At 67.7% G+C, this 25,110-nt stretch carries 22 protein-coding genes; 15 read left to right on the forward strand and 7 right to left on the reverse strand.

Annotation, left to right across the window (positions count from 1 at the left end; translation table 11 throughout):
* Window position 1: 1 nt before the first annotated feature.
* The gene (locus BX604_RS18395; protein WP_098552047.1) at window positions 2-1,552 is read right to left on the reverse strand and encodes a sensor domain-containing diguanylate cyclase; all 1,551 of its coding nucleotides are present in this window, start codon (window positions 1,550-1,552) and stop codon (window positions 2-4) included.
* 513 nt (window positions 1,553-2,065) lie between these two features.
* On the opposite strand from BX604_RS18395, the gene BX604_RS18400 reads away from it, so the two are divergent.
* Genes BX604_RS18400 through BX604_RS18410 form a run of 3 tightly spaced genes read left to right on the forward strand, consistent with a single transcriptional unit; the run spans window position 2,066 to window position 6,860 of the window.
* A complete protein-coding gene (locus BX604_RS18400; protein WP_098552048.1) occupies window positions 2,066-4,942 on the forward strand; it encodes a xanthine dehydrogenase family protein molybdopterin-binding subunit in 2,877 nt (958 codons plus the stop codon).
* On the forward strand, window positions 4,939-5,604 hold the full coding sequence (locus BX604_RS18405; RefSeq protein ID WP_098552049.1) for a (2Fe-2S)-binding protein: 666 nt from the start codon (window positions 4,939-4,941) through the stop codon (window positions 5,602-5,604). The genes BX604_RS18400 and BX604_RS18405 overlap by 4 nt, the downstream gene beginning before the upstream one ends.
* The gene (locus tag BX604_RS18410) at window positions 5,601-6,860 is read left to right on the forward strand and encodes a cytochrome c (RefSeq protein ID WP_098552050.1); all 1,260 of its coding nucleotides are present in this window, start codon (window positions 5,601-5,603) and stop codon (window positions 6,858-6,860) included. The genes BX604_RS18405 and BX604_RS18410 overlap by 4 nt, the downstream gene beginning before the upstream one ends.
* Before the next feature lie 92 nt (window positions 6,861-6,952).
* Here the strand turns inward: BX604_RS18410 and BX604_RS39025 are convergent, their stop codons facing one another.
* Window positions 6,953-7,120 carry a hypothetical protein gene (locus tag BX604_RS39025; protein WP_175799119.1) on the reverse strand — a complete coding sequence of 56 codons (168 nt, stop codon included), beginning with the start codon at window positions 7,118-7,120 and terminating at the stop codon, window positions 6,953-6,955.
* 198 nt (window positions 7,121-7,318) lie between these two features.
* On the opposite strand from BX604_RS39025, the gene BX604_RS18420 reads away from it, so the two are divergent.
* The gene (locus BX604_RS18420; protein WP_098552052.1) at window positions 7,319-7,831 is read left to right on the forward strand and encodes a hypothetical protein; all 513 of its coding nucleotides are present in this window, start codon (window positions 7,319-7,321) and stop codon (window positions 7,829-7,831) included.
* A gap of 135 nt (window positions 7,832-7,966) precedes the next feature.
* On the opposite strand, the gene pal is transcribed toward BX604_RS18420, so the two are convergent.
* The 4 genes from pal to BX604_RS18440 form a co-directional block, all read right to left on the reverse strand.
* Window positions 7,967-8,458, reverse strand: a complete 492-nt coding sequence (gene pal, locus BX604_RS18425; protein ID WP_096499406.1) for a peptidoglycan-associated lipoprotein Pal — start codon at window positions 8,456-8,458, stop codon at window positions 7,967-7,969.
* 326 nt (window positions 8,459-8,784) lie between these two features.
* The gene (gene petA, locus BX604_RS18430; RefSeq protein WP_098552053.1) at window positions 8,785-9,411 is read right to left on the reverse strand and encodes a ubiquinol-cytochrome c reductase iron-sulfur subunit; all 627 of its coding nucleotides are present in this window, start codon (window positions 9,409-9,411) and stop codon (window positions 8,785-8,787) included.
* A gap of 230 nt (window positions 9,412-9,641) precedes the next feature.
* Window positions 9,642-10,895: a porin gene (locus BX604_RS18435; RefSeq protein WP_098552054.1), complete on the reverse strand. Its 1,254-nt coding sequence runs from the start codon at window positions 10,893-10,895 to the stop codon at window positions 9,642-9,644.
* A gap of 190 nt (window positions 10,896-11,085) precedes the next feature.
* Window positions 11,086-11,682, reverse strand: coding sequence for a hypothetical protein (locus BX604_RS18440; protein WP_098552055.1), 597 nt, complete (start codon window positions 11,680-11,682; stop codon window positions 11,086-11,088).
* A gap of 306 nt (window positions 11,683-11,988) precedes the next feature.
* On the opposite strand from BX604_RS18440, the gene hflK reads away from it, so the two are divergent.
* The 4 genes from hflK (at window position 11,989) to BX604_RS18460 (ending at window position 18,025) form a co-directional block, all read left to right on the forward strand.
* Window positions 11,989-13,884 carry a protease modulator HflK gene (gene hflK / locus BX604_RS18445; RefSeq protein WP_098552056.1) on the forward strand — a complete coding sequence of 632 codons (1,896 nt, stop codon included), beginning with the start codon at window positions 11,989-11,991 and terminating at the stop codon, window positions 13,882-13,884.
* A gap of 93 nt (window positions 13,885-13,977) precedes the next feature.
* Window positions 13,978-15,015, forward strand: coding sequence for a protease modulator HflC (gene hflC, locus BX604_RS18450; protein ID WP_098552057.1), 1,038 nt, complete (start codon window positions 13,978-13,980; stop codon window positions 15,013-15,015).
* Window positions 15,012-16,055 (forward strand): SPFH domain-containing protein, encoded by a 1,044-nt coding sequence (locus BX604_RS18455; RefSeq protein ID WP_098552058.1) that lies wholly within the window; start codon window positions 15,012-15,014, stop codon window positions 16,053-16,055. Before hflC ends, BX604_RS18455 begins: the two co-directional genes overlap by 4 nt.
* Window positions 16,052-18,025 (forward strand): heavy metal translocating P-type ATPase, encoded by a 1,974-nt coding sequence (locus BX604_RS18460; RefSeq protein ID WP_179894824.1) that lies wholly within the window; start codon window positions 16,052-16,054, stop codon window positions 18,023-18,025. Before BX604_RS18455 ends, BX604_RS18460 begins: the two co-directional genes overlap by 4 nt.
* A gap of 94 nt (window positions 18,026-18,119) precedes the next feature.
* Here the strand turns inward: BX604_RS18460 and gcvA are convergent, their stop codons facing one another.
* The gene (gene gcvA / locus BX604_RS18465; RefSeq protein WP_098552059.1) at window positions 18,120-19,022 is read right to left on the reverse strand and encodes a transcriptional regulator GcvA; all 903 of its coding nucleotides are present in this window, start codon (window positions 19,020-19,022) and stop codon (window positions 18,120-18,122) included.
* A 130-nt stretch (window positions 19,023-19,152) separates the two neighbouring features.
* Here gcvA and BX604_RS18470 point away from each other — a divergent pair, with 130 nt between their 5' ends.
* From BX604_RS18470 to BX604_RS18500, 7 genes are all read left to right on the forward strand, one after another.
* On the forward strand, window positions 19,153-19,857 hold the full coding sequence (locus tag BX604_RS18470; protein ID WP_098552955.1) for an SDR family oxidoreductase: 705 nt from the start codon (window positions 19,153-19,155) through the stop codon (window positions 19,855-19,857).
* Between the two features lie 170 nt (window positions 19,858-20,027).
* On the forward strand, window positions 20,028-20,372 hold the full coding sequence (locus BX604_RS18475; RefSeq protein ID WP_257146388.1) for a RidA family protein: 345 nt from the start codon (window positions 20,028-20,030) through the stop codon (window positions 20,370-20,372).
* A gap of 55 nt (window positions 20,373-20,427) precedes the next feature.
* The gene (locus BX604_RS18480) at window positions 20,428-21,354 is read left to right on the forward strand and encodes a DMT family transporter (protein ID WP_098552956.1); all 927 of its coding nucleotides are present in this window, start codon (window positions 20,428-20,430) and stop codon (window positions 21,352-21,354) included.
* A gap of 347 nt (window positions 21,355-21,701) precedes the next feature.
* Window positions 21,702-22,007, forward strand: a complete 306-nt coding sequence (locus BX604_RS18485) for a non-heme iron oxygenase ferredoxin subunit (protein WP_098552060.1) — start codon at window positions 21,702-21,704, stop codon at window positions 22,005-22,007.
* 8 nt (window positions 22,008-22,015) lie between these two features.
* Entirely contained in the window at window positions 22,016-23,257 is a 1,242-nt protein-coding gene (locus tag BX604_RS18490) for an NAD(P)/FAD-dependent oxidoreductase (protein WP_257146356.1), read from the forward strand.
* 43 nt (window positions 23,258-23,300) lie between these two features.
* Window positions 23,301-24,593 (forward strand): aromatic ring-hydroxylating dioxygenase subunit alpha, encoded by a 1,293-nt coding sequence (locus BX604_RS18495; RefSeq protein ID WP_098552061.1) that lies wholly within the window; start codon window positions 23,301-23,303, stop codon window positions 24,591-24,593.
* Window positions 24,593-25,102, forward strand: coding sequence for an aromatic-ring-hydroxylating dioxygenase subunit beta (locus BX604_RS18500; RefSeq protein ID WP_098552062.1), 510 nt, complete (start codon window positions 24,593-24,595; stop codon window positions 25,100-25,102). The genes BX604_RS18495 and BX604_RS18500 overlap by 1 nt, the downstream gene beginning before the upstream one ends.
* The last annotated feature ends 8 nt before the right edge of the window (window positions 25,103-25,110 follow it).

Below are 25,110 nucleotides of genomic sequence, written 5' to 3' on the forward strand. Positions count from 1 at the left end.
TTCAGCTCACCGTCGCGGGCACGACGCGCCGGCTGCCGGCCGAATAGAACCGATAGACTCCCTTGCCGGCCGACTTCGCGTCGTACAGCGCGCTGTCGGCTTGACGGATCAGTTCGTCGGGGGAACCATGCCCGTCGTCGAGCGCGATGCCGATGCTGATCCCGAGGCTCACCGTCTCGCCGATCGACAGCGCGTACGGCGTCGAGATCTGCCGGATGATTCGCGCGGCGAGCAGCGAACACGCATGCATCGTGGTGTCGCCGAGCGCGACGATGAATTCGTCGCCGCCGACGCGCGCCGCGATGTCGCCCGGCGGCAGTGTCTTGCCGAGCCGCTCGGCGACCTGCGTGAGCACGTCGTCGCCGGCGTGGTGGCCGAAGCGGTCGTTGATCGCCTTGAAGCCGTCGAGGTCGAGATACATGACGGCGAGCGCGGGGCTCGGCACGCGCGGCCGATGCGCGAGCATCCGCTTGAGCTCGGCGTGCAGCTCGTGGCGGTTCGGCAGCCCCGTCAGCGCATCGTGCCGCGCGAGGTGCCGGATGTGCTGCTCGGTCTCGCGGCGCGTGGTGACGTCCTCGACGATGATCACCGTGTTGCCGTCCGGCACGCGGTGGCGCGTCAGTTCGAGCTGGCGGCCGTTGGTCAGCGCGATGTCGAACGGCACGGGTTCGTCGCGTTCCAGCCAGACCGCGCACTGCGCGGCGAGACCGGCATCGCGCGGATCGGTCACGGCATTCGTGCCGAGCGCCACGACGACGTCGGGCAGCGGCATGTCGAGCATGATCTCGCGCGGCGAGCCGAACAGCTGCGCGGTGCGCCGGTTGGCGACGATCACGCGGCTCTCGCCGTCGATCATGCACAGGCCGTGCGGCATGTAGGTGAGTGCGGCGTCGAAGCGTGCGACGAGCTCGGCGTTGCGCTGGCGCGCAGCGATCAACGCAACCAGCACGCGGTAATGGCGCTGGACGACCGTGCGCATCGCCGCGAGATAGATCGCGAGCGGCGGCAGCAACAGCCACGCGCCGGGCCGGGTGACCAGCAGCGCGCCGATGCCGATCGGCACCACGCCGAGCGTCACCTGCGTCATCGCGAGCCGCGGCAGCGCCGAATTGCGCGATGCGATCCCGCCGAACACGCCGCCGGCGACCATCACCGACAGCGTGCCGAATTCGACGTCGGACGCCGACACGCAGCCCATCACGCCGAGACCGAGCACGAAGCAGGCGGCGAGCGACACGGGCGCATAGCGTCGCGCCCAGTACTCGGCGCGATCGTCGCCGCCGTCGCGGCGCACCGCGTACGCACGCGCGATCGCGAGCCGTGCGGCGAGCAGGCCGACGTCGACGACGAGCCACACGAGACACCAGAGTTGATGCAGGCGGATCAGCGCGATGGCCGCGACGAATGCGCTCGCGAGGCCGGACAGCGCCATCGGGCGGACGTCTTCGAACAGCGTCACGAGCATCGACGGGCGCAGCGCGGCCGTCACGCGGCGGTTGCCGCTGGGAGGGGTAGAGAGAACGGAGTTCAGGATGCGTGCCCTGACTGCCATGGCTTTTAAACCTCGACACGACGTCGATTCATGGCCGGCAGCCCCGCACGGTACGTGGCGGGATGGCCGGCGCCCCGGATTCGCACGACATTATCATGAAACATGGGTGACGCGGAGCCGCTGCACGTGCCTGCATCAGCATAGGCGAGTAGTCGTAAACCACGCCCGCCGGAGGCTTGCGCATTCGCCGGCGCGGGGGCAGGATCGTTGCCAACGGGACGATATCGGGTAGCCGGCCGCAGGCCGGCTTGCCCGTGCGTCGCGCGTGAGCGCCGATGCGCCGGGATGACCCGCCGCGAGCGATGCGGCCCATCCGGCACGACGCACTCGCGCACGAATTTCGCCCCGCGACCGGGCGCCGCAGCCCCGTCCTCATCCCGTTATAAGCAATTCGATAAGTATTTCATGCGAGAAATACTATAGGCGATATATCGAAAACAATGCCAGAATGCGCGCCGCTCCGAACGTCGCGACACCCGATCGCCGTCCGAGCCGCATCAGGAGGTTCCCCCAATGAAAAACCACGGCCTGTCACGGCGGGGTTTTCTGAAAGCCAGCGTGCTGGCGGGCGTCGCGGTCTACGTCGCGCCCTTCGGCAGTCGCGCATTCGCGGCGCTCTTCGAAGAAAAACTCCTCACCCCCGTCAAATGGGATAGCGTCACCGGCATCCCCCAATTCCGCATCGACGGCATCGCGAAGGTTACGGGCTCGAAAGTGTTCGCCCGCGACGTGCGCGCCGCCGACATGCCGCACTGGCCGCAGCAGCAGTCGCATGCGCTGATCCTGCGCGTCACGCAGGCGGACCGTACGTACGAAGGTTTCGACCTGTCGCTGCTCGGCGACGAGCTCAAGCCGGACCGCGTGGTCACGGCCGACGATCTCGCGCGCGATGGCGTCGCGTTCCCGACGTTCTACGGCGACGACATGCTGTTGCCCGCCGGCAAGACGCCCGCGTATCTCGGCCATGCGGTCGCGATCCTCATCTACCACGACTTCGCACGCTTTCGCTTCGCGAAGAACGCGCTCAAGTTCCGCGACGACGTGATCCGCTACGGCGCGGTCACGGGGCCGCTCGAACGCGATCCGTGGGGCACGTTCCGCTACGTGCGGATCGGCGGCAAGACGGCCTACGACGACGATGTCTATTCGAGCCTGAAGGACGCGCCGATCTTCCCGAGCATGATGCGCAAGCACCTGCCGGTCTGGCCGGACGGCAAGGAGCACGGCAAGCTCGACGAGCAGGGCATGTTCCTGGCCGGCCAGATCGCCGCCGAACTCGATCATCCGTCGGCCGACTGGCTCGTGTTCGACCGCGAGTACAACACGCAGTCGGTCGACACGGCAGCGCTCGAACCCGACAACGCGAACTGCTGGTACGACGCCGCGACGCAGTCGATGCACCTCGTCGTGCCGACCCAGTCGCCGCTCGAAGTGGCGGAGAACGCGGCCGCGATGGTCGCGAAATGCCGCTTCCCGGTGAAGAAGCTGTTCGTGCATCCGTGCTACACGGTCGGCTACGGCTCGAAGGATCACTGCAACGTGCCGTTCTACGGCCTCGTCTGCGCGCTGTACGCGGACGGCCGCCCGGTGCGGTTCGCGAACGACCGCTACGAGCAGTTCCAGACGTCGCTGAAGCGTCACGCGTTCAAGATGCATTACCGGATCGCGGTCGATCGCACCACGGGCCTGCTGCAGTCGTTCAAGGGCGACTTCGAGGCGAACGGCGGCGGGCGCTCGAACTTCTCGCCGTCGGTGGCGATGGTCGGCGCAACGGCCGCGCAATCCATCTACTACTTCCCGAAGAGCGACCTCGCATCGGTCGCGATCGCGTCGCGTGCGATCGACGCCGGTTCGGCGCGCGGCTACGGCACGCTGCAGAGCATGGCCGCGACCGAAATGGCGGTCGACGAAATCGCCGCGCAACTGAACCTCGACCCGATCGACTTCCGGCTGCGCAACGCGCTGCGCTCGGGGATGAAGAACACCCAGGGTGCGATTCCCGCCGGCGCGCTGCGCGTCGCGGAAGTGCTGGAGCGCGCGAAACAGCATCCGTTGTGGACGCACCGTGTCGCGCGCAAGACCGAGTTCGAGGCAACGAACCCGGGCAAGCGCTACGGCGTCGGTTTCGCGTGCGTGCAGAAGGACTTCGGCACGGGCGCGGAAGCGTCGTTCGCGAAGGTCGAATTCGACGAGAACGGCAAGGTGTCGCTGCATCACACGGCTGCCGAAATCGGCACCGGGATGTCGACGTCGCAGGCCGTCGCGGTCGCGAAGTGGCTCGGCCGTCCGGCGACCGACGTGCGCGTCGCCGTGACCGAATGGCCGGACCTGCCGGTCGAGACGAGCGGCGATCCGTACCTGATGTCGCAGGCCGACCAGGATCGCCTGTGCGCGAATCCGCGCTGGTCGCCGAGCTATGCATCGCCGTCGAGCGCGACGAACTCCGCGTACTACTTCACGCACAGCACGCGTGAAGCCGCACGCGCGGTGTTCCGCTACGGCCTGTGGCCGGCCGCGATGTCGATCTGGACGCGCGGCCTCGGCGGCGGTCAGGCCGCGCCGTACACGATCCGCTTCGAGGACGCGCGCTGGGTCGACGGCAAGCTGACCGCCGACGGCCTCGAGCCGCTGACGTTCGAGCAGCTCGCGAAGCAGGCGCATGCGCTCGGCCTGCCGACCGGCGCCGTCGTGCACGTGTTCAACCGCTGGCAGTGGACCGACGCCGAGTTCGACGTGGGCGGCGCGGTCGATCGTCTGCCGATCGACGCGCTGTCGCTGCGCGTTGGCGCGCCGAAGACGGGCGACGACGGCCCGATCCCGGGCACCGCCGCGCCGGCCGGTGCGACCGCGATGCGCGGCACGCTCGCGCCGACCGCGAACGGTTACCGCGTGCTGGACCGCACGCGCGTGTTCATTCCGCCGACGAGCCGCAACAACGCGGCCGTCACGTACTACACGGCAGTCGGCACGTTCGTCGAGCTGGCCGTGCACGAAGCGACCGGCAAGGTCGAGCTGCTCACGCATCACTCGATCATGGAGTGCGGCAACCAGATCTCGCCGCAGCTCGTGTCGGGCCAGTTGCAGGGCGGCCTCGCGATGGGCATCGGCCATGCGCTGCACGAGTACCTGCCGCTTTACGAAGACGGCCCCGGCAACGGCACGTGGAACTTCAACCGTTACCAGCTGCCGCGCGCGACCGACGTCGCGGTGTGGACGCAGACGGGCGACATCCTGCCGCCGTTGTCCGAGACCGACCCGCCGAAGGGCGTCGCCGAAGTGGTGATGATTCCCGTCGTCGGCGCGATCGTGAACGGCATCGCGCACGCGATCGGCCATCGTTTCACCGATTTGCCGGTGACCCCGCAAAAGATTCAGGAGGTGCTCGCATGACGACCGCCCAAACCGCCGCGTCGGCCGCGAGCGCCAGCGCGGCTTCGGCCGCCCCGGCATCCGCGCCCGCAGCACCCGCCGCCGCGCCGGCACCCGTCGAGCGTCCGCTCGTCCGGTTCCAGCAGAAGCCGCTGTCGGTGAACATCAACGGCAAGTCCGTCGGCCCGATGCAGGTGCCGGAAGGGCTGATGATGATCGAGTTCCTGCACGAATACGCGGGCCTCACCGGTTCGCGGCTCGGCTGCGGGCAGGGCATCTGCCACGCGTGCGTCGTGATCGTCGACAAGCCGGACGGCAGCAGCGAGGAAATGCGCACCTGCATCACCGGCGCGCACTTCTTCCACGGCCGCTCGATCCGCACGATCGAAGGCCACGCGAAGCGCAACGAAGCCGGTGAAGTGGTCGAGCTGTCGCCGATCCAGCAGAAGTTCCTCGAGCATTTCAGCTTCCAGTGCGGCTACTGCACGCCGGGCTTCGTCAACGCGGCGACGGTGCTGATCGAACGCCTGAAGCGCGAGCCGATCGCGAAGGCCGACGTCGAGCACACGATCACCGACGCACTGAACGCGCACCTCTGCCGCTGCACGGGTTACGTCCGCTATTACGAAGCCGTCAAGGACGTGATTTTGACGACGCCGGGACTCGTGAAGGACGCCGCATGAAACGCACATTCGCCCATCGTGTCGCGCGGGCCGCGGGCTTGCCCGCGATCGCGGCCGCCTGCGCGCTGCTGCTCGCCGCCTGCGGCGGCCATGACGCGCCGGTATCGAACTCGGCATCCGGCGCGCCCGGTGCCGACCAAGTCGCGCGCGGCCGCTATCTCGTGAAGGCCGCCGACTGCGCGGCGTGCCACACCGCCAAGGACGGCGCGCCGTTCGCCGGCGGCGCACCGCTCGAATCGCCGTTCGGCACGTTCTACGGCTCGAACATCACGCCCGACAAGGATCACGGGATCGGCAACTGGAGCGCGGACGAGTTCTACGCCGCGCTGCACGACGGCAAGGCGCCGGGCAAGCGGCTGTACCCGTCGATGCCGTACACGTCCTACCGGCAGCTCACGCGCGCCGATACCGACGCGATGTACGCATACCTGCAGACGGTGAAGCCGGTCGCGCAGGAAAACCGCAAGCACGATCTGAAGTTCCCGTACAACCTGCGCTTCGGCATGGTGTTCTGGGACATGGTGTTCCTGAAGGACAGCCTGCCCGACGCGTCGAGCGGGCAATCCGCCGACTGGCAGCGCGGCCGCTATCTCGCGGGCGCGCTCGGCCACTGCGCGGAATGCCACACGCCGCGTGCGTTCACGGGCCAGCTCGACGGCGCGAAGCCGTTCGCGGGCGCCGCGCTCGGCCGCGTGGCCGCGCCGGACATCACACCGGCCGGCCTTGCCGCGCGCGGCTGGACGGGCACCGACCTGCAGACGTTCTTCGGCGTCGGCATCGCGCCGCAAGGCTCGGCGTTCGGCGAAATGTATCCGGTTGTGCACCTGAGCACGCAGTACATGACGCAAGGCGACCTGCGCGCGCTGTCCGTGTACCTGCTCGGCGATACGCCGCCGGCACCACAGCCGGTGAAGCCGGTGTCGGCCGACGCGCAGCAGCTCGCGGCCGGCCGCTCGGTGTATCTCGCGGTGTGCGCGGGCTGTCACGGCTTCAACGGCGAAGGCAAGCCGCACGTCGCGGTGCCGATGAACGGCAATTCGACGCTGCGTCAGGCCGACTCGCGCAACCTGCTGGTCGCGATGCTCGACGGCATCGACGAGCAGAAGTTCGCCGGCCTCGAAAACCTGCAGCCGATGCCCGGTTTCGCGCACACGCTGAGCGACGACGAACTCGCCCAGCTCGCGAACTACCTGCGCGCGACGTGGGGCGGCCAGCCCGCGAGCGTCACGCCGGCCGACGTGAAGGCCATGCGTTAAGTCGTAACGAAGGATGGGGCGTCGCGCGCGAGGCGGCCGGTTTCCGGCCGTGCTGGCGCGCGACGCTCCGTCCGGGCTGGTCCGGCGGCGCTTCAGTAGCCTCCGCCGCCACCTCCGCCACCGCTGCCGCTCGAACTGCCGCCGCCGTACCGGCTCATGCCCGGCCCGTGCGAAGCGCCACCGTCCGACGACGTACATCCCGCCGACAGCAGCAGTGCCAGCGCCGCAATCACCGCCGCGGCGAATCGCGCCGATTTCATTTCAATCTCCTTGCAGTGCACGCGCCGCATGACGAGCGGATTCGCTCGAGCCGTGCGACCGCGCGATGACGAGACGTTCGGGGCGGGCGGTTTATTCCATGCTTTTTGCCTATCGTCGCACGGGGCCGGATCGGATGCGTGCCGCGCCGGCTTGGTACACTCCGGCACGCCGCCATTCCGATTCCGACTACAAAAACCATGAGTGACACACTCGCGCGCCCGCCGCGCAAATCGTCGCGTCGATCCACGCCTGTCGTGTTCGGCTGCGTGTCGTTCGCCGTCGGCGCTCCGCTGGTGGCCGCGCTCGTATGGCCGCTCGTGATGCTGGTTGCGTGGTCGGTGATCGACGGCCCGCAATGGGACACGCTGAAGCTCTGCGCAGGCATGGTGCCGCTGATCTTCATCGCGTCGTTCCTGTTCGGCTATGTCCTGCCGGCGATCGTTGCGGGCGGCATCATGGGGGCGATCGGCACGCGCATCCGGCGGCGCGGGTTCGTGCCGCTCGGGGTGATCGTCGGTGCGAGCGCGATGACCGGCTATGCGCTGCTGAAGGCCTTCCTGCTGGGCATGGACGAGATCGCCGGCATCGACGGCGTCGCCATCCTCGATTCGATCGTCACGTCGGCGGTCATGTCGCACTGGCTGCATCGGCGGCTCGAACGTGCGCAGCGGGCGGAAAGCGAGGCGCCAGCGCGCGACGGCGCTGCATAGCGATCCGCCTCGCATCCGCGGCTTTTGCACCGGAGCGCGCAGCGGCAGACGGCCGGGGCGGGCGGTTCGCCCCGGCGATGTCACGGCACTGCGGGTGATGCGTTGCGACGATGCCGCCGTTGCGGCGGCATCCGATCAACGATAGACGAGATCGGCGCGGCGGTTCTGCGCCCACGAGGCTTCGTCGTGACCGAGCGCGACCGGCTTTTCCTTGCCGAGGCTGACGGCCTCCAGCTGCGAGCCCGGCACGCCCAGCGTTTCGAGCGCGCTCATCACGGCCTGCGAACGGCGTTCGCCGAGCGCGAGGTTGTATTCGGACGTGCCGCGTTCGTCGGTGTTGCCCTGGATCAGTACGTGGCGCGCCGGATGGCTGCGCAGGTAGTTCGCGTGCGCCTGCAGCAGCGATTGGTATTCCGGCTTCACCGAGTAGTCGTCGAAATCGAAATAGACGCTGCGCTTCGCGAGCGGGCTGTTCGGATTGTCGAGATCGTCGGCCGTTACCGTGGCGACCGCCTGGCTCGAGGGCGGGGGCGTCATCCCGGCGTTCTCGGGAGTTTTCGCCGCGTGGTGACAACCCGCCAGCAGTGCGAAGATTGCCAGGACCGCAAATCGGTTCGTTTTGCTCATTGTGTGTCTCCTGCGGTTGACTGCGTGGAAAGCGTCGTGCGTGCAAATGGCCACTTCACGTATCCGGTCGCGACCGGCGCGAAAGTGCCGGCTTTTCGTCAGCGATGCGAGCGCTTTCGTAAGCCGGCGATGCGCCATATGAAAGATTGTCGTGGCCGGAACGCCGAATTAACGGCGCCGCTGCAATTAGATTAGGAAAAATGTCACTACGTGACCAGTTTCTCCGTCTGTTTCGAGCCGGGAAGGGGCAGGACGCGTTCTTGCTCGCGCGAGCGACCCCGAGCCACGCTCGGGCGGCTTGCGCGCGGGCTCGGGCTCGTCATGCGTTACGCGTCGCCGTGTTCGTCCCGGCCGATCACGAGTACGGTGTGCGACGTGAACAGATAACGCGGTACGTCCAGGTTCTGCGGTGCGGGCTTGTCGCGGAACACGCGCCCCGCGAGATCGTAGGTCGAGCCGTGACACGGGCACAGGAACCCACCGGGCCAGTCGTCGGGCAGGTTCGGCTGCGCGCCCGGCTGGAAGCGCGGAATCGGCGTGCAGCCCAGATGCGTGCAGACGCCGACGACCACCAGCAGGTTGCGGCGGTCGGCCCGCGCGCGGAACGGGTTGCGGCAGTAGTCGGGCAACGGCATCGAGAACGGATGCAGCGTGTCCGGATCCGCGACCATCGGCGTGGCTTTCGTGACGGCGTCGAGCATCGCCGCCGTCCGGTTGACGATGAAGACCGGTTTGCCGCGCCAGCCGACCGTCATCATCGCGCCGGCGGCGAGGCCGCTGATGTCGACCGTGACCGGTGCGCCGGCCGCCAGTGCGCTCGCGGGCGGCGACAGCGAATCGACGAACGGGATCGCGGTCGCGATGCAGCCGATGCCGCCGGTGACGGTCGTCGCGATGAGCAACGTGCGCCGGTGCGTGTCGATGGGTTCCAGCGGAAGGGTAGGCGTGTTCATGACAGGCTCCGCCATCGTCGAAAGGCGCCGTGCACACGGTGTGCGCAGCGCGCGGCAAGCAGGTATCGCCGCGCCCGCAGTGCGGACGCGTCACGTTGGCTTGCCGGATTCGCGCTCGGGATGAACGCGCATCGCAGCGAAAGGGCCGCGCGTGCGCGGCCCTTTCAGCGTAGGCAGCGACGATTAAGCGAGGCTTAAAGCGCGGCCCCGGGCATGCAGCCGCGCCGCCGTCAGAACTTGTGCCGCAACCCCAGCGCGACGACGAGCTGGTTGCTGTTGGCGGAAGGCGTCATCGTCCAGACGGTCGCGTTGAACGCCGGATTGCCGTTACCGCCGCTCACGCTTTGATAGACGCCTTCCAGATACGCATCCGTGCGTTTCGAGAACGCGTAATCGGCCTGCGCGACGACATGGTTCCATTTCGGACGCGTCTGGCCCGCGTGGCTGTCGAAGCGGCCCATCGTGTACGTGTACGCGGCGGCCAGGCTGAACGCCGTCGTGACGACGTAGCGGCCGTCGACCGTGAAGTTGTCGAACACGAGCGATTCGCCTTTCAGCGGCGTGATGCCACCGCCCTGCAGCACGCCGGTCACGCCGTCGGTCGTCGAGTGCGACCATGCGACACCGACCGAGTGCAGGCCGAACACGTAGCGTCCGGCAACCGACCAGATCTGCTGGTTGCCGCCCGTGATCGTCGCGGACCCGTCGACCGTGCTGAGCGCACCATCCGGGTTCGGCGCGTTGCGATCGCGGCTGATCTTCAGGTAGCCGGCGCCGAACTTCACCGGCCCGTTGGCATAGCCGAGCCCGGCGCTCCAGACGGCGTTGTTCGAAAACTCGCCGGCCTGGTTCGAAAACCCGAACATCGCGCCGAACGTCAGCCCGCGATAGGTCGGGCTCGTGTACTTCACCGCGTTGTTGATGCGCAGGTTGCGGTTCGAGTCGTCATTGTCGTACGGATGCACCGCGAGATTGCCGCCCCAGCCGGGGCCGGCCGCGCCGAGCGGCGTCACGAACTCGAGGATCTCGTCGTACTGGCGGCCGAACGTCAGCGTGCCGGCCGTGCGCGAGCTGACACCGACCCATGCCTGACGGCCGAACAGGTCGACGCCTTTCTGCGACAGCTTGCCGGTCGTTCCCGAGAAACCGCTTTCGAGCGCGAACACCGCGGACGTGCCGCCGCCGAGATCCTCACGGCCGCGCAATCCCAAGCGCGACGCGTTCAATGCGCCGCTCGTCATCGCGACGCTGCCGCTGCCGGGCGAACCGGCGCCTTGCGTGCGCTGGTTGGTCGCGTAGGTGATCGACGTGTCGATCAGGCCGTACAGCGAGACGCTGCTTTGTGCCTGCGCGATGCCGGGCATGAACGGGGCGATGCAGGCGGCAATGACCGTCCCCGCGGTCTTGCCCGAGGCGAGGCGGCCGCGGCGGACGGCGTGCGCCGCGGTCGTGCTGGCGTGTCGGTTCGTTTTATAGGAATGCATAGGATTTTTTATCGTGGGTCCGGCGTCGGGCGCCGGCGGGTCGCGTCGGCGCCCGACGCCGACGGATCGAGCGGCCATTATTGGAGTCGTGCGACGTGCGATTAAGGCGTTGCACAGGAAAGGTCCTATGCAAAATCGGGCGGAATCGGCGCGCGGCACGGCGGCGTGCCGTCGTGCCGGGGGATTGTGCTCAGCGATTCGCGTCGGCGTCGCGACGGGCGATCTCGAGCGCCATGTCGACATTCCCGCTGCGATACGCGGCACGCACGGCCGCCGCCCGGGCGAGGAGCGCATCCACTGGAGGTTGCAGGCGCAACCTCACGCCGACGCGCGGCATCGACGCGAGCTGATCGCGAAGTTCGACGATCAACCGGCAGCAGCGGAATGGCGACGATCGCGCGTCGGGGCTCACGGCCGCTTCGGCGAGCTCGGCGGTCCAGGCGACGCCGCGATCGGTTCGAACGGCGTCGAGATGCGGCAGGTAGCGCGCGTCGCCGGACAGCGCGATCAACAGCGCGGCCCATTGCGCCCCGGGCCATCCGTGCTGCAGGTCGTGCGTCAGGTCGATCAGCAGCGCATCGCTCAGCGCGGACAGGCTTTGCCGGCAAACGTAGTGGAAGTCGAGCGGCTGGTAGCGGACCTGCGGATAGTCGCGCAATACGTGAGCGAGTTCGGCCCCCGCATCGACGACGCCGCGCAGGAACGATTCCGCCGGGCCCGGGCGATTCAGGCAAAGCGTCGGTACGCTCAGGAGCAGGCGGCGGATATCGTCGGGGCGGTAATGCATCGCGAAGGGCGTGGGTTGCCGGTGGACGCAGTATGGATTTATGACGTGCGTTGTGGCAACCGGCGGGGTTGTTTCGTCCGGCGCCGTTGTTGCGACCGCGGACTCCATCGTTTCAACCGGACCGCGATGCGCGCCATTTCGATTGATCGCGCGAACCCGGTTTTGTCCGTGCCGCTGCGATTACTCGCAAATTATCTGCAATCGCGCCGGTCGCCTTGAGTTTCATCGCCCACCGCGATACATTGCCGCTCGCAGAATTCCGCGCGGGCGGCCGCGCATTCCGTAATGCAGACGTAAGGAACCCCGATGGGGCAACAGACGCAAGGCAACGACGACAATCCCGGCAGCCGGGCCGGCCGCGATGCACTCGCACCGGTTGCAGGGGCCGCCGCACTGCTGGGCGCCGCGCTCGCCACGCTGAGCGTCGTCGATCTGCTGCCCGTCGACCTGCGCTGGTGCGCACCGCTCGCGAGCGCATGGTGCAACGTGCTCGTCGTCGCGATTGGCGTGCTGCTCGCCGAGCGCGCGCGTCGCCGCCCGCCGCAAGGGCTGGCCGCCGGCCTGCTCGTCGACTGGTTTCGCAGCGCGTTCCGCCGCAAGCAGGCACCCGAGCAATACGACAACCCGTGGCCGGCGATCGCCGCCGCGATCGACTGGCGGCCGGTGGCCGTCACCGCGGGCGCCGTGCTGTCCGCCGGGATTGCCGCGTTCGCGTGGCTGCCGCCTGCGCCGGTCATGCTGGTGCGCGCGATGGCCGCGCCCGAGCCCACGCTCGCGGCCGGTGCCGCATGCCTCGTCCTCGCTTTTCTCACGCTCGTCGCCGAACGCCATCATGCGGCGACGGCCGGCACGTCGGCGGTTTCCGCGTCGCTCACGCGGATGCTGCGCATGGCGCTTGTCACAGCGCTCGCGGGCGCGCTGGCCGCCGCATGGTTCGTGTTCCTGCACCGCGCGGCGGACGGCCTCGTGCATGTCGTCGCGCTGCTCAACGCGCTCGTCGCGGCCGAACTGGCCGTGCGCGGCGTGCTGTCGTGGTTCGACGTGCCGCGCGGCGCCGTCGTGCCGACCAGTGCGATCGCCGGCCTGCTGAGCCGGCGCCCGTCGCCGCTGGCGTCGCTCGACGCCGAATTGCGCGATCGCTACGGCATCGACCTGCGACAAAGCTGGGGCTGGCGCAGCTTCGTGCGGCTGCTGCCCGGCGCGCTCGGCGCGACCGTCGCGTGTGCGTGGCTGCTCACCGCCGTCATCGTCCTGAACCCGGAGCAGCGCGCGGTATATGAACGGTTCGGCGCGCCGGTCGCCGTCTGGCAGCCCGGCCTGCACGTCGGCTTGCCCTGGCCGTTCGGGCGCGCACGCATCGTCGACAACGGCGCCGTGCATCAGGTCGCGATCGCGGGCAGCGCGAACGACGACACCGCCGACACGCGTGCGGCGCCCGCAGACGGCCCGACACCCGAGCGGCTCAACCGCCTCTGGGACGTGGCCCATCCGTGGGAAACCACCCAGGTGATCGCCGGCGCGAACGGCGACCGGCAGAATTTCCAGATCGTCAACGCCGACGTGCGGGTCGACTATCGTCTCGGCCCGACCGATGCCGATGCGCGTGCGGCGCTCTACCGGACGAGCGACCCGGACAGCACGGTGCGCGTGAGCGCCAATCGCGAGCTGGTTCATTACCTCGCTTCGCACACGCTCGAATCGCTGCTCGAGACGAATCAGGCCGCGATGGCCGAACAGTTGAAGCAGGCGATCCAGCAGCAGCTCGACCGGCTGCAGAGCGGCGTCGACGTGGTCGCGGTCGTGATCGAGAGCGTGCATCCGCCGACCGGCGCCGCCGCCGCGTTCCACGAAGTGCAGGCCGCGCAGATCCGTGCGCAGGGCAGCGTCGCGCAGGCACGCGGCTTCGCGGCCGGCCTGCTCGGCAACGCGCAGCAGCAGGCGCTCGTGCGGATCGCGCAAGCCGAAGCGCAGGTAGGCGACACGCTGTCGTCGGCGCGCGTGCAGCAGATCGATTTCGATGCCGACCTGGTGGCGTACCGGCTCGGCGGTCCCGCGTTTGCGTTCGAGTATTACCTGAACAAACTGCAGCACGGCCTGCGCAACGCGCGCATGACGATCATCGACGACCGGCTGGCCGACGGCACGCGGGCCACCGTCGATCTGCGCAACACTCCCGCCGGCGATCTGGCCGGCATTCATTGACATGTCGCGGCAAGGTTCAAGCGGGCGGGGCAAGACGGCGGCGGCACAGGCCGCCGCCCCGCACGCGGACGACGCCGCACCCGGGGCGATATCGTGAGTCTGTTTCATTCGCACGCGCATGATCATGCGCACCACGGCCACGGCCACGACCACCACGCGCATCACGGCGCACCGCAGCCGCCCGGCGCATTCCGGCTGCGCGTCGCCGTCGCGGCGCTGTGCGTGCTCGTCGCGCTCGTCGTCGCGAGCTTCGTGCAGGTGCGTGCCGGCGAGGCATCGGTCATCACGCGTTTCGGGCGTCCCGTGCGCGTGCTGCTCGAACCGGGGCTGGCGTGGCGCCTGCCTGCGCCGATCGACGCAGTCACGCCCGTCGACCTGCGCCTGCACACGACGTCGAGCGGCCTGCAGGACGTCGGCACCCGTGATGGTCTGCGCATCATCGTCGAGGCCTACGTCGCGTGGCGCGTGCCGGCCGATGCGCGCGACATCGGGCGTTTCATGCGCGTGGTCGGCAACGAGCCCGATGAAGCGGCCCGGCAGATTCGCTCGCTCGTCGGGTCCGCGTTGCAGACGACGTCCGCCGGGTACGACCTCGCGTCGCTCGTGAACACCGATCCGGCACAGGTGAAGATCGGCGAATTCGAGGACACGCTGCGCCGGCAGATCGACGCGCAGCTGTATGCAACCTATGGCGTGCGCGTCGCGCAGGTCGGGCTCGAACGGCTCACGCTGCCGGCCGTCACGCTCGCCGCGACCGTCGACCGGATGAGCGCCGAGCGCGAGACCGTGGCGGCACAGCGCACCGCGGACGGCAATCGCGAAGCCGCGCAGATTCGCTCGGACGCCGAGCGCGATGCCCGCATCGCGATTGCCGACGCGAACGTCAAGGCGGCCGACATCGAGGCGCAATCGCGCAAGGACGCGGCCGACATCTACGGCAAGAGCTATGCGGGCAATCCGCACCTGTACACGATGCTGCGGTCGCTCGACACGCTGAACGCGGTGGTCGGCACCAATACCAACCTGATCCTGCGCACCGATGCCGCGCCGTTCCGCGTGCTCGTGCAAGGGCCGACCGACGCGGCCGGGCAGGGCACGCCGGCGCCGAAGTCGCACCGGGCCGCACGATGAGCGCGCAGCCGGCACCGCCGCTCGGGCCCGGCGCCCAGGCCGTGCGCCTGTCGTTCTGGTTCATTGCCGCACTCGCGGTGCTGGCCGCGTGCGCGTGGGCCAGCTCGAACATCCGGCGGATTCCGGCCGACAGCCGCGCGGTCGTGATGCGCTTCGGCGCGCTCGTGCGCACTCAGGATGCCGGGCTCGTGATCGCGTGGCCGCGACCATTCGAGTCGGTGCGGCTCGTGCCGGGCGCCGCACGCGTGCTCGAACAGAAGATCCGCTCGCTCGACCGCGATCCGCGCGCGGTCGCACCGTCCGCGGCGGGTGTCGCGCGGCTGCCCGACGCGCTCGCCGGCTCCGGCTACGTGCTGACGGGCGACGGCGGTGCCGTCGCGTTGGGTGCGGTTCTCTATTACCGGGTCAGCGATCCGTACGCGTATGTCCTGCAGCAGGACCGCCTCGATGCGGCGCTCGAACGGATCGTGTCCGCGTCGGCCGTCGAGGTCGCGGCGGCCCGCGATCTCGACGCGATCCTGGTCGCCCGGCCCGAGCAGATCGCCGCGGACCGTCAGATGGCCGCGCGTCGCGAACGGTTGCGCGGCGATCTCGCCGACGCGATCGCGCGGCACCTGCGTGCGCTCGACGCGGCACACGCGGGGCTCGGCGTCGAAGTCGCGCGCGTCGACGTGCAGCCCGCGTTTCCCGGCGCGGCCGCCGACGCGTTCAACTCGGTGCTGACGTCGCTGCAGCTCGCCGAACGGACCGTCGCCGAAGCACGCACCGCCGCCGAACAGCGGCGGCAGGACGCGCAGCAGGATGCCGACCGGATCGTCCAGGAAGCGCAGGCGCGCGCGACCGAGCGCGTCGCCACCGCGCAGACCGACACGCTCGAAATCCGGCAACTCGACGCAACGCTGCGCGAGAACGGCGATCCGGGGCTGCTGGCACGGCTCTATCGCGATCGCGTGCAGCGCGTGCTGTCGAAAGCAGGGCGCGTGACGACCCTCGATCCGCGCGACACCTCGAACCTGATCCTGCCCGGGAACGCCCGATGAAGATGCTCGCCGAACCGGCCGCGAAGCCGGACGCCGCGACGGTGTACGCGCTGTCCACCGACGAACGTCGCACGATCACGCGGCAGATCGCGCTGGCGCTGCTCGCGGGCGGGCTGCTCGTGCTGTCGTTCGTGTGGCGCGCGCGCTCATCCGGCGACGACACCCTCGCGCAGATACTGGCCGCGTTCGCGTCGCTGATCGTCGCGGGGCCCGTGTTTGCGAGCGCGTGGCACAGCCTGCGCGCGCCGAGCCTGCACGGCGTGACCGACCGGCTGATCGCGCTCGCGATGCTGGCCGCATGGGCGATCGGCGACATGACCACGGCCGCGCTGCTGCCGATCGTGATGACGTTCGGGCACGCGCTCGAAGAGCGCAGCGTGCTGGGCTCGCAGGAAGCCATTCGCGCGCTCGGCCAGTTGACGGCCGGCCGCGTACGCCGCGTCGGCGCGGACGGCAGCGTCACCGAAGTCGCGTATGACGCGCTTCATGCCGGCGACCGGATCGAAGTGGTGGCCGGCGCGCGCATTCCGGTCGACGGCATCGTGGTGGCGGGCGCGTCGAGCGTCGACAACGCGCCGATCACCGGCGAATCCGTGCCGCACGACGTCGACGAAGGCAGCACCGTGTACGGCGGCGCGCTGAACCTGGACGGCGTGCTGCGCATCGAGGTCACGCACACCGGCCAGGATTCGGCGCTCGGCAAGATCATCGCGCTGATGCAGCAGGCGGAACGGGCGAAGCCGCCCGTCACGCAGGTGCTCGAGCGGCACATGGGCGCCTATCTCGCGCTCGTACTGCTGATCGCCGCGATCGTCTGGTTCACGTCCGCGAACGCGTCGGCGATGCTCGCGGTCATCGTGGCCGCGTGCCCGTGCGCGCTGGTGCTCGCCGCGCCATCGACGGCCATCGCCGGGATCGCGGTCGGCGCGCGGCACGGCATCCTGTTTCGCAACGCCGCGTTCCTCGACAAGATCGCCGAGGTCGACGCGCTCGTGATCGACAAGACGGGCACGCTCACGCGCGGGGAATTGCAGGTCCGGCAGGTGTGGCTGCAACCCGGCGTCGACGGCGCGCATGCGCGCGCGCTGGCCGCGCGGCTCGGTGAAGGCAGCGCGCATCCGGCCAGCCGCGCGCTGGTGCGCGATGCCGTCGCGTGCGGATTCACCCGTGCCGCCGTTGCGCCGTTCGAACGCACGCGGGAACTGCGCGGGCTCGGCGTCGTTGCCGATACGCCCGACGGCACCGCGGTACTGGGCCGGCCCGCGCTGCTCGCCGACCATGCGGGCGCGTTGCCGTCGCCTCCCGACGGGTTCGACGGGCCGCTCGTCGGCCTCATGCTCGACGGACGGCTGCTCGCGTGGTTCGGTTTCTCCGACACGCTGCGGCCCGACGCGCGCGATGCCCTCGCCGAGCTGCGTACGCTTGGCCTCGCGCGGCAGACACTGCTCACCGGCGATCGCGAACCGGTGGCGCGCAAGGTCGCCGCCGAGACCGGCATCGAGACCGTGGTCGCGCAGGCGCTGCCGCACGACAAGCTCGATTACGTGATGCGCGAGATCGGCGCCGGCCGGCATCCGCTCGTCGTCGGCGATGGGCTGAACGACGTGCTGGCGATCAAGGCAGGCTCGACCAGCATCGCGATGGGCGAGCGCGGCGTCGACATCGCGATCGCGTCGGCCGACGTCGTGCTGCTCGGCGACGACCTGAAGCGGATTGCGACCTGCATCCGCCTCGGCCGGCATTGCCGGCGCACGGCGACGACCAATGCGGCGATCGGACTCGCATGGACGCTCGCCGTCCTCGCGCTGGCCGCGACCGGTGTGCTCGGCGCGGTCTGGGCCGCGATCCTGCACAACGTCGGCACGTTCATCGTGATCGCCAATGCGGGCCGGTTGCTGCGGATCGACGAGGTCGATGGTGCCGTGGCGGGCAGGGCCGTTGACGGCGAAGGCGTCAGGAAACCCGCCTGAGGGCATTGCTGCAGGGATCGCCGAACGAGCGGCGAGCGGTGTCAGGGCGGGAAACCAATGCGCGGCAGCGCGTGACACACGTTGAAACGCCGGATCAGCGCGCGTTTCCATATTGCGCAAACAACCAGTCGCGCATGGCTTCGAGCGCTTCCGAATGCGCGTTCGCTTGCGGAAAGACGACATAAAACCCAAGCGTCATCGGGAAAGAAAAATCGAACACGCGCCGCAGCCGGCCATCCGCGATATCGCGTTCGACCAGCGGCTCGCTGGTCAGCGCAATCCCTTGACCGGCGACTGCGGCGTCGATGGCAAGCAGGGTCTGACTGAACCGCGGCCCTTTGGTCGGATCGGCTTGCACTTTACCGTCGAGCTTGTGAAGGAATTCGGGCCACAGATCGTGGGCGTCGTGCAGCAGCACGTGCTTCGACAAGTCGGCGGGCTTCCGGATCGGCGGATTGCCATCGAGCAATTTCGGGCTGCCGACGGCGAAGATATCGAGTGGGAACAGCGATTCGCCAGTCAAACCGGGCGCGAACGGCGGCTTGCACAGCCGAATCGCGATGTCGACGCCATCGGCCTTGAACGTCGCGAGCCGTTCGTCGGCGATGACGCGCACCTCGATGTCGGGATGCAGCCGGCTGAAGTCCGACAGTCGCGGAATCAGCCACTTCGACGCGAACGACGGCGTCGTGCTGACGGTGAGGATCGTCGCGCGCTGGCCCAGCGCGTCCGTTGCGTCGGCGATGATCTGCAGCGCGCGCTGGACCGACGAGAAATATTCGAGCCCGTCGCGTGTCAGCGCGAGCCCCCGCGGCAAGCGCCGAAAGAGCTGGACGTCCACGGCGTCTTCCAGATGCCTGACCTGCTGCGCGACCGCGCCCTGGGTCACGCCGAGTTCATCGGCGGCCAGCCGGAAATTGAGGTGGCGCGCCGATGCCTCGAACGCGCGAAGCGCATTGAGCGGCGGGAACCGGCGGGTACGAAAAAGAGTCTTCATGCAGTAGAAATTCTACAGGGTGACTGGAGAAATCATCGTTCGACAATTGCATTATAGAGTCCTAGAGTGCTGCTATAGATTGATGTCGACATCGAACACGGCGTACCGCCGGCCTATCCAGGAGAACAGCATGACTGTAGAGAAAGTGGCTTTAGTAACGGCGGCGGGCAAGGGCATGGGCGCTGCGATCGCGCGGGATCTGGCCAGCAACGGCTATCGCGTCGCGCTGATGTCGCCGTCCGGCAGCGCCGTCGAACTGGCGAAGGAGCTTGGCGGTTTCGGCATCGCGGGGTCGGTCACCGAAGACGCCGACATCGAGCGCTTCGTGAACGAGACGCTCGCGAAGTACGGCCGCATCGACGCGGTCGTCAACAACACCGGGCATCCGCCGAAGGGCGACCTGCTCTCCATCGAAGACAACAAGTGGCACGAAGGGCTCGATCTGATCGTGCTCAACGTCGTGCGCGTGCTGCGCCGCGTGACGCCGGTTTTCCTGAAGCAGGGCGGCGGCGCGGTGGTCAACATTTCGAGCTTCGCGGCCGATGCACCCGAGCAGGCCATGCCGGTGTCGTCCGCGCTGCGCTCGGCGCTCAGTTCCTTCACGCGCCTGTACGCGGATCGTTATGCGAAGGACCACATCCGGATCAACTCGGTGCTGCCGGGCTTCATCGACAGCTGGCCGGAAACGCCCGAAATCGTTGCCCGCATTCCGGTCGGCCGTTTCGGCAAGACGCAGGAGATCGCGCAAACGGTGACGTTCCTGCTGTCCGAAGGCGCCGGCTACATCACCGGGCAGAACATTCGCGTCGACGGCGGCATCGTGCGGGCGCTGTAAGTCGAGCCAGGATCGGGACGGCGTGCGTGCGAACGTCGTGAAGATGCAAAGAGATATCAAAGGGCGCCTGAAGGTGCTCGGCGTCGTGCTGCGCGTCGCGCCGAAGCCTGCGGCCAACTACGTCCGTTCGTGAGGACCGGGAGTCAGCTGTTTCTCGCCGGTGCGTTGCCATTCGTGGACAACCGGCTCGAAACGACGGGCATGCTCGGCCGGGATCTCGATGTGGCGTGCGGGCAGCGCTCGCAAGGATCTGCGCGATCAACATGCTGGCGCATGTGAAAGCGGCCATCGGCGACCTCGAACGTCTGTCGCGTGTCGTCAGGCTCTCGGCCTTTGTCGCGTGCGTGCCCGGATTCGTGGCGCAACCCGCGGTGGTCAACGGCGCGTCGGATTTTCTCGTGGATGTCCTCGGCGAAAGCGGGCGTCATGCGCGTTCCGCGATGGGTGTGTCGGTGCTGCCACTCAACAACGCGCCGCTGGAGATCGAGGCCGTTTTCGAGCTGAAGGACGATTGATCGCCGGTCGCGGGCGCGGTGTCGAAAGCGCGACGAACAGTTCAATGGAATGGCGATGAAGAAATCAGCACTACTGGCTTTCTGTTTGCTGGGCGGGATCTGGGGATCCAATTTCATCTTCATGAAATGGGCGGCCGACGTCGTGACGCCGGCGCAGGTTACGCTGCTTCGCGTGTTGTGCGGCTTCGCGCCGATTCTGGCCTATGCGCTGGCGACGCGATCGCTCAAGTGGGCGCACCTGCGGTACATCCATCATTTTTTCGTGATGTCGCTGCTCGCGACGTTCCTCGATTACTTTACCTTTGCGCAGGGCGCGGCGCGGCTGCCGTCCGGCGTCGCAGGCATGCTCAGCGGGACGATTCCGATCTTCGCCGTGGTGTGTTCGGCGATGCTGCAAGGCCGCAAGGACATGGACGTGTGGAAGGCGATCGGCGTGGCGCTCGGCTTCATCGGCGTGACGCTGATCGCGCGCCCGTGGTCGGCAAACGTCAGCGGGATCGACCTGGCCGGCGTGTGCTGGATGCTCGGCGGGTCGTTCGCGATGGGCCTGTCGTTCATCTACGCGAAGCGGTTCATTGCGCCGCTCAGGATCCCGGGCGTCGCGTTGACGACGTATCAGGTCGGTCTGGCGGCCGTGTACCTGCTTGCGTTTACGCCGCTCGACGGCGCCGCCGTGCTGCTGCAGCATCCGCGCGCGGCGTTTGGCCTGGTGTTCGGGCTGGGCATGTTGGGCACCGGGATCGCGTACCTTGCGTACTATCACATCGTCGAGCATCTTGGCGCGCTCGCCGCGTCGAGCGTGACGTATATCCCGCCGGTGGTCGCGCTGTTCATCGGCGCGGTGCTGGTCGGCGAACCGACGACATCGGCCGAGTATCTGGCGGTCGTGCTGATTCTGGCCGGTGTGGGTGTCACGCAGTTCGGCAGCGGGATCCAGGCGGTGTTGGGGCGTGCGCCTGCGAAAGTGTGTGAGCGCAATTGACCGCCTTCGGGCCGGGTGGCATCACGAGACCTTGACGCCAGGAAACCGCGATCTGCCGATTTCCCCCCAGCGCGTCGGGCGCATCCATTTCTTCATGCCGAGTGCGACCTCGCAACGAGGAAGCGCCTGACCGCAGCGCGCTTCGCTGGCGGCTCGAAAATAAGTACATAGCGGCAACCACGTGCTCCCGAGCGCCGCACAAACGCAACCGATCGACATCGCCACGCCGTCCACCCACGCTTCACCGGCACCGGCTCAGGGTAAACGCTCTTTTTGGATTTCTTGACTTCATTCTGGAAGCTGGTAGCCTTATTTCGTCAGCATACTGATTAAATAAGGCGAGGCAGATGAACTACATATTCGCGGCGAAGTTGACCGACCTGGTCGAGGACGAGCCGCTTCCGGTGACGATCGGCGATGAACGGATTGCGTTGTACCTGCTCGACGGGAACGTTCATGCCACCCACAACGTGTGCACGCACCAGTTCGCGCTGTTGAGCGACGGCTACATGGAAGACGGTTGCATCGAGTGTCCGCTTCACCAGGGGCGTTTCGATATCCGCACCGGCGCCGCGATGTGTGCGCCGGCAACGACGCCGGTACGCGTCTACGACGTTCGCGTCGAAGGCGATTCGATCATGGTGGCCCTGTGAGTGTGCCGATGTCCGACGGGCAACCGATGGCGCAGACGATTCTCGTCATCGGCGCGGGGCAGGCCGGCGGCCGGGCTGCCGAAGCATTGCGCGCGACAGGATTCACCGGTCGCATCGTGTTGGCGGGGGATGAGCGCGTGCGGCCGTATGAGCGGCCGCCGCTATCGAAGGACGTGCTGCTCGCGGACAACGACGCCGATTGCTTTGCAGGCTGGCTGCAACCCGAGTCGTTCTATGTCGACGCGCGCATCGAGCGGCGCGACGAGGGTGTCGAACGGCTCGACGTCGCGAATCGCATCGCCGGGTTCCGGAACGGGCCGCCGCTCCGCTTCGATCAATGCCTGCTGGCCACGGGCGGGCGCGCGCGGGACTTGCCGGGCCTGCCGAGCGGAGCGCACGTGTATTCGCTGCGGACACTCGCGGATGCGATGCGGTTGCGCGAACGGCTGACTCGCTCGAAATCGGTTGCCGTCATCGGCGGCGGCTTTCTCGGGCTCGAGTTCGCGGCGAGTGCACGTTCGCGGGGGCTCGACGTCACGATCTACGAAACCGCGCCGAGGCTGCTGGGGCGCGCAGTCCCGGCCGCCTTTGCGGACCGGTTGCGTGCGAAGCACGAGTCGCACGGCGTACGGTTCATCTTCAATGCCGATGCGCTGCGCGTCGACCCGCGCAAACACGATGTCCGCATGGTCACCGACGGCGGCACGGCCGACTTCGACTTCTGCGTCGTCGCCATCGGGCAGACGCCGAACGACGATCTCGCACGCGCGTCGGGCATTGCAACCGGCAATGGAATCCTGGTCGACGAATACTGCCGCACGTCGGTGCCGGGCATTTACGCCGCGGGCGACTGCGCGAACTTTCCGTTCGGCGCGACCGGCCAGCGACTGCGTCTCGAGTCATGGCAGAACGCGCAGGAGCAGGCCATCGTCGCGGCAAGAAACATGGCGGGCGAGCACACGGCTTACCGGCCCACGCCGTGGTTCTGGACCGATCAGTATGACTGGAACATCCAGATGCTCGGCATGCCGGATCACTCGATCGAGCACTGGATCGAACGCCCGTCTCCCGACGGGAAGGCATTGTCGATCGGATTGCGCGACGGGGTGATCGCGTACGCGCTGGCGGTCAACCAGGGCGGTGAGTTGCGTGCGTTGCGCCGGCTGGTCGAGCGCGGGACGTCCGTCGACCCGGCCGCGCTCGCGGATCCCGCGGTCAAATTGCGGCAACTGGATCATCGGGCGGTGTAGTCATCAATTCGGGCGCGCGGGCCGCGCCTCAGCGGAGAACGATGTGTATTCGTGTGAAACCATTATTGGCGGCGGGACGCCGCAAGCAAAAAACCTTCCGGTCGAATCGCTCGTCTGGCCTGACGAAGGCCTTCATGCGATTCCCGACTGGGTTTATACGAGCGACGCCGTGTATGCGCGCGAGGTCGAGCGCATTTTCCACGGTCGCACCTGGAACTTCGTCGCGCTCGAAGCCGAGGTGCCGAACGCCGGCGACTACAAGCGTTCGTATGTGGGGCCGACCCCGGTGGTGGTGTCGCGCGCCGAGGACGGTTCCATCAACGTATTCGAGAACCGGTGCGCGCATCGCGGCGCGGAATTCTGCCGGCACAGCCGCGGCAACAACAAGGAATTCGTGTGCCCGTACCACCAATGGTCGTACGACCTGAAAGGCAACCTGCAGGGCATTCCGTTCAAGCGCGGCGTGAACAAGCTGGGCGGCATGCCGAAGGATTTCCGCAACGAAGCGCACGGGCTGCGCAAGCTCGCGGTCGCGACACGCAACGGCATCGTGTTCGCGTCGTTCGTGCACGACATGGAGCCGCTCGACGAATACCTGACGCCGGAGATTCTCGACGACTTCGATACGGTGTTCAACGGCAAGCGCCTGCGTATTCTCGGCTTCTACAAGAACGAGCTGCCGTGCAACTGGAAGATGTATCACGAGAACCTGAAGGATCCGTATCACGCGACGCTGCTGCATTCGTTTCTCGTGGTGTTCGGACTGCTGGTGGCGGGAAACCGCTCCGCGATGATCGCGGACAGCAAGTACGGCATTCACGGCACGATGGCATCGGCCAAGAGCGACGATCTCTACGCCCAGGTCGACGAAGACAAGAAGAAGGAAATGCGCTCGTTCCACGAAGGGATGGTGCTGCGCGACGAGCGCTTCCTGGAATTCGTCAAGGAGTTCGATTCGGAGTGGTCGGTGACCATGCAGACGATCTGGCCGAACCTGATCGTGCAGCGCGAAATGAACACGCTCGGCGTGCGCCACATCGTGCCGAACGGGCCGAACAGCATGATCATGCTCTGGACGATGTTCGGCTACGAGGACGACACGGACGAGATGGTCCGCCATCGGCTGCGCCAGGGCAACCTGATGGGCCCGTCGGGCTTTCTGGGGCTGGAGGACAACGAGGCGATGAAGTTCGTCCAGGAAGGCGTGCGCCGTTCCGTGACCGATCGCAGCGTGATCAAGCTGGACGGCGACAAGATCGGCACCGCGGACAACCTGATCTCGGAAGCGGCGATTCGCGCCATGTACAAACACTATCGGGAAGTGATGGGGTTCTGATGCTGAAAGGATTCGACAAAAAGCCGATCGCGTACGAGGCCGCGATCGCGGCCCGCATGGCGGTCGAGGCGTTTCATGCCGAGTACTGCGCGACGCTGGATGGCGGAGAGATCGAGCGTTGGCCCGAGTTCTTTGCCGAACAGTGCGTGTATCGCGTGACCGAATACGAGAACGCGGAACTCGGGTTGCCGGTCGGGCTCGTCTATGCGGAAGGGCGCGACATGCTGCGGGATCGCGCGGTCGCGATTTCGCGCACGCAGATGTTCGCGCCGCGCCGGGTGCTGCATCTCGTCACCAACGTACGGATTCTCGACGCAAACGACGAGGAGATCGTCGCGCAGAGCAACTATGTGCTGCTGCAAACGCTCGTGGAGGGCGCGACGTCGGTTCATCAGGCAGGGCGGCTGTACGATCGCTTTGCGCGCAACGGCGGCATTCTGCTGCTGAAAGAGCGGCAGGCCGTGTACGACACGGCGCTGATTGCCAATGATCTCGCGTACCCCGTATGACGGCGGCC

It is taken from the genome of Burkholderia sp. JKS000303, assembly GCF_002563755.1.
Taxonomy (GTDB): domain Bacteria; phylum Pseudomonadota; class Gammaproteobacteria; order Burkholderiales; family Burkholderiaceae; genus Burkholderia; species Burkholderia anthina_B.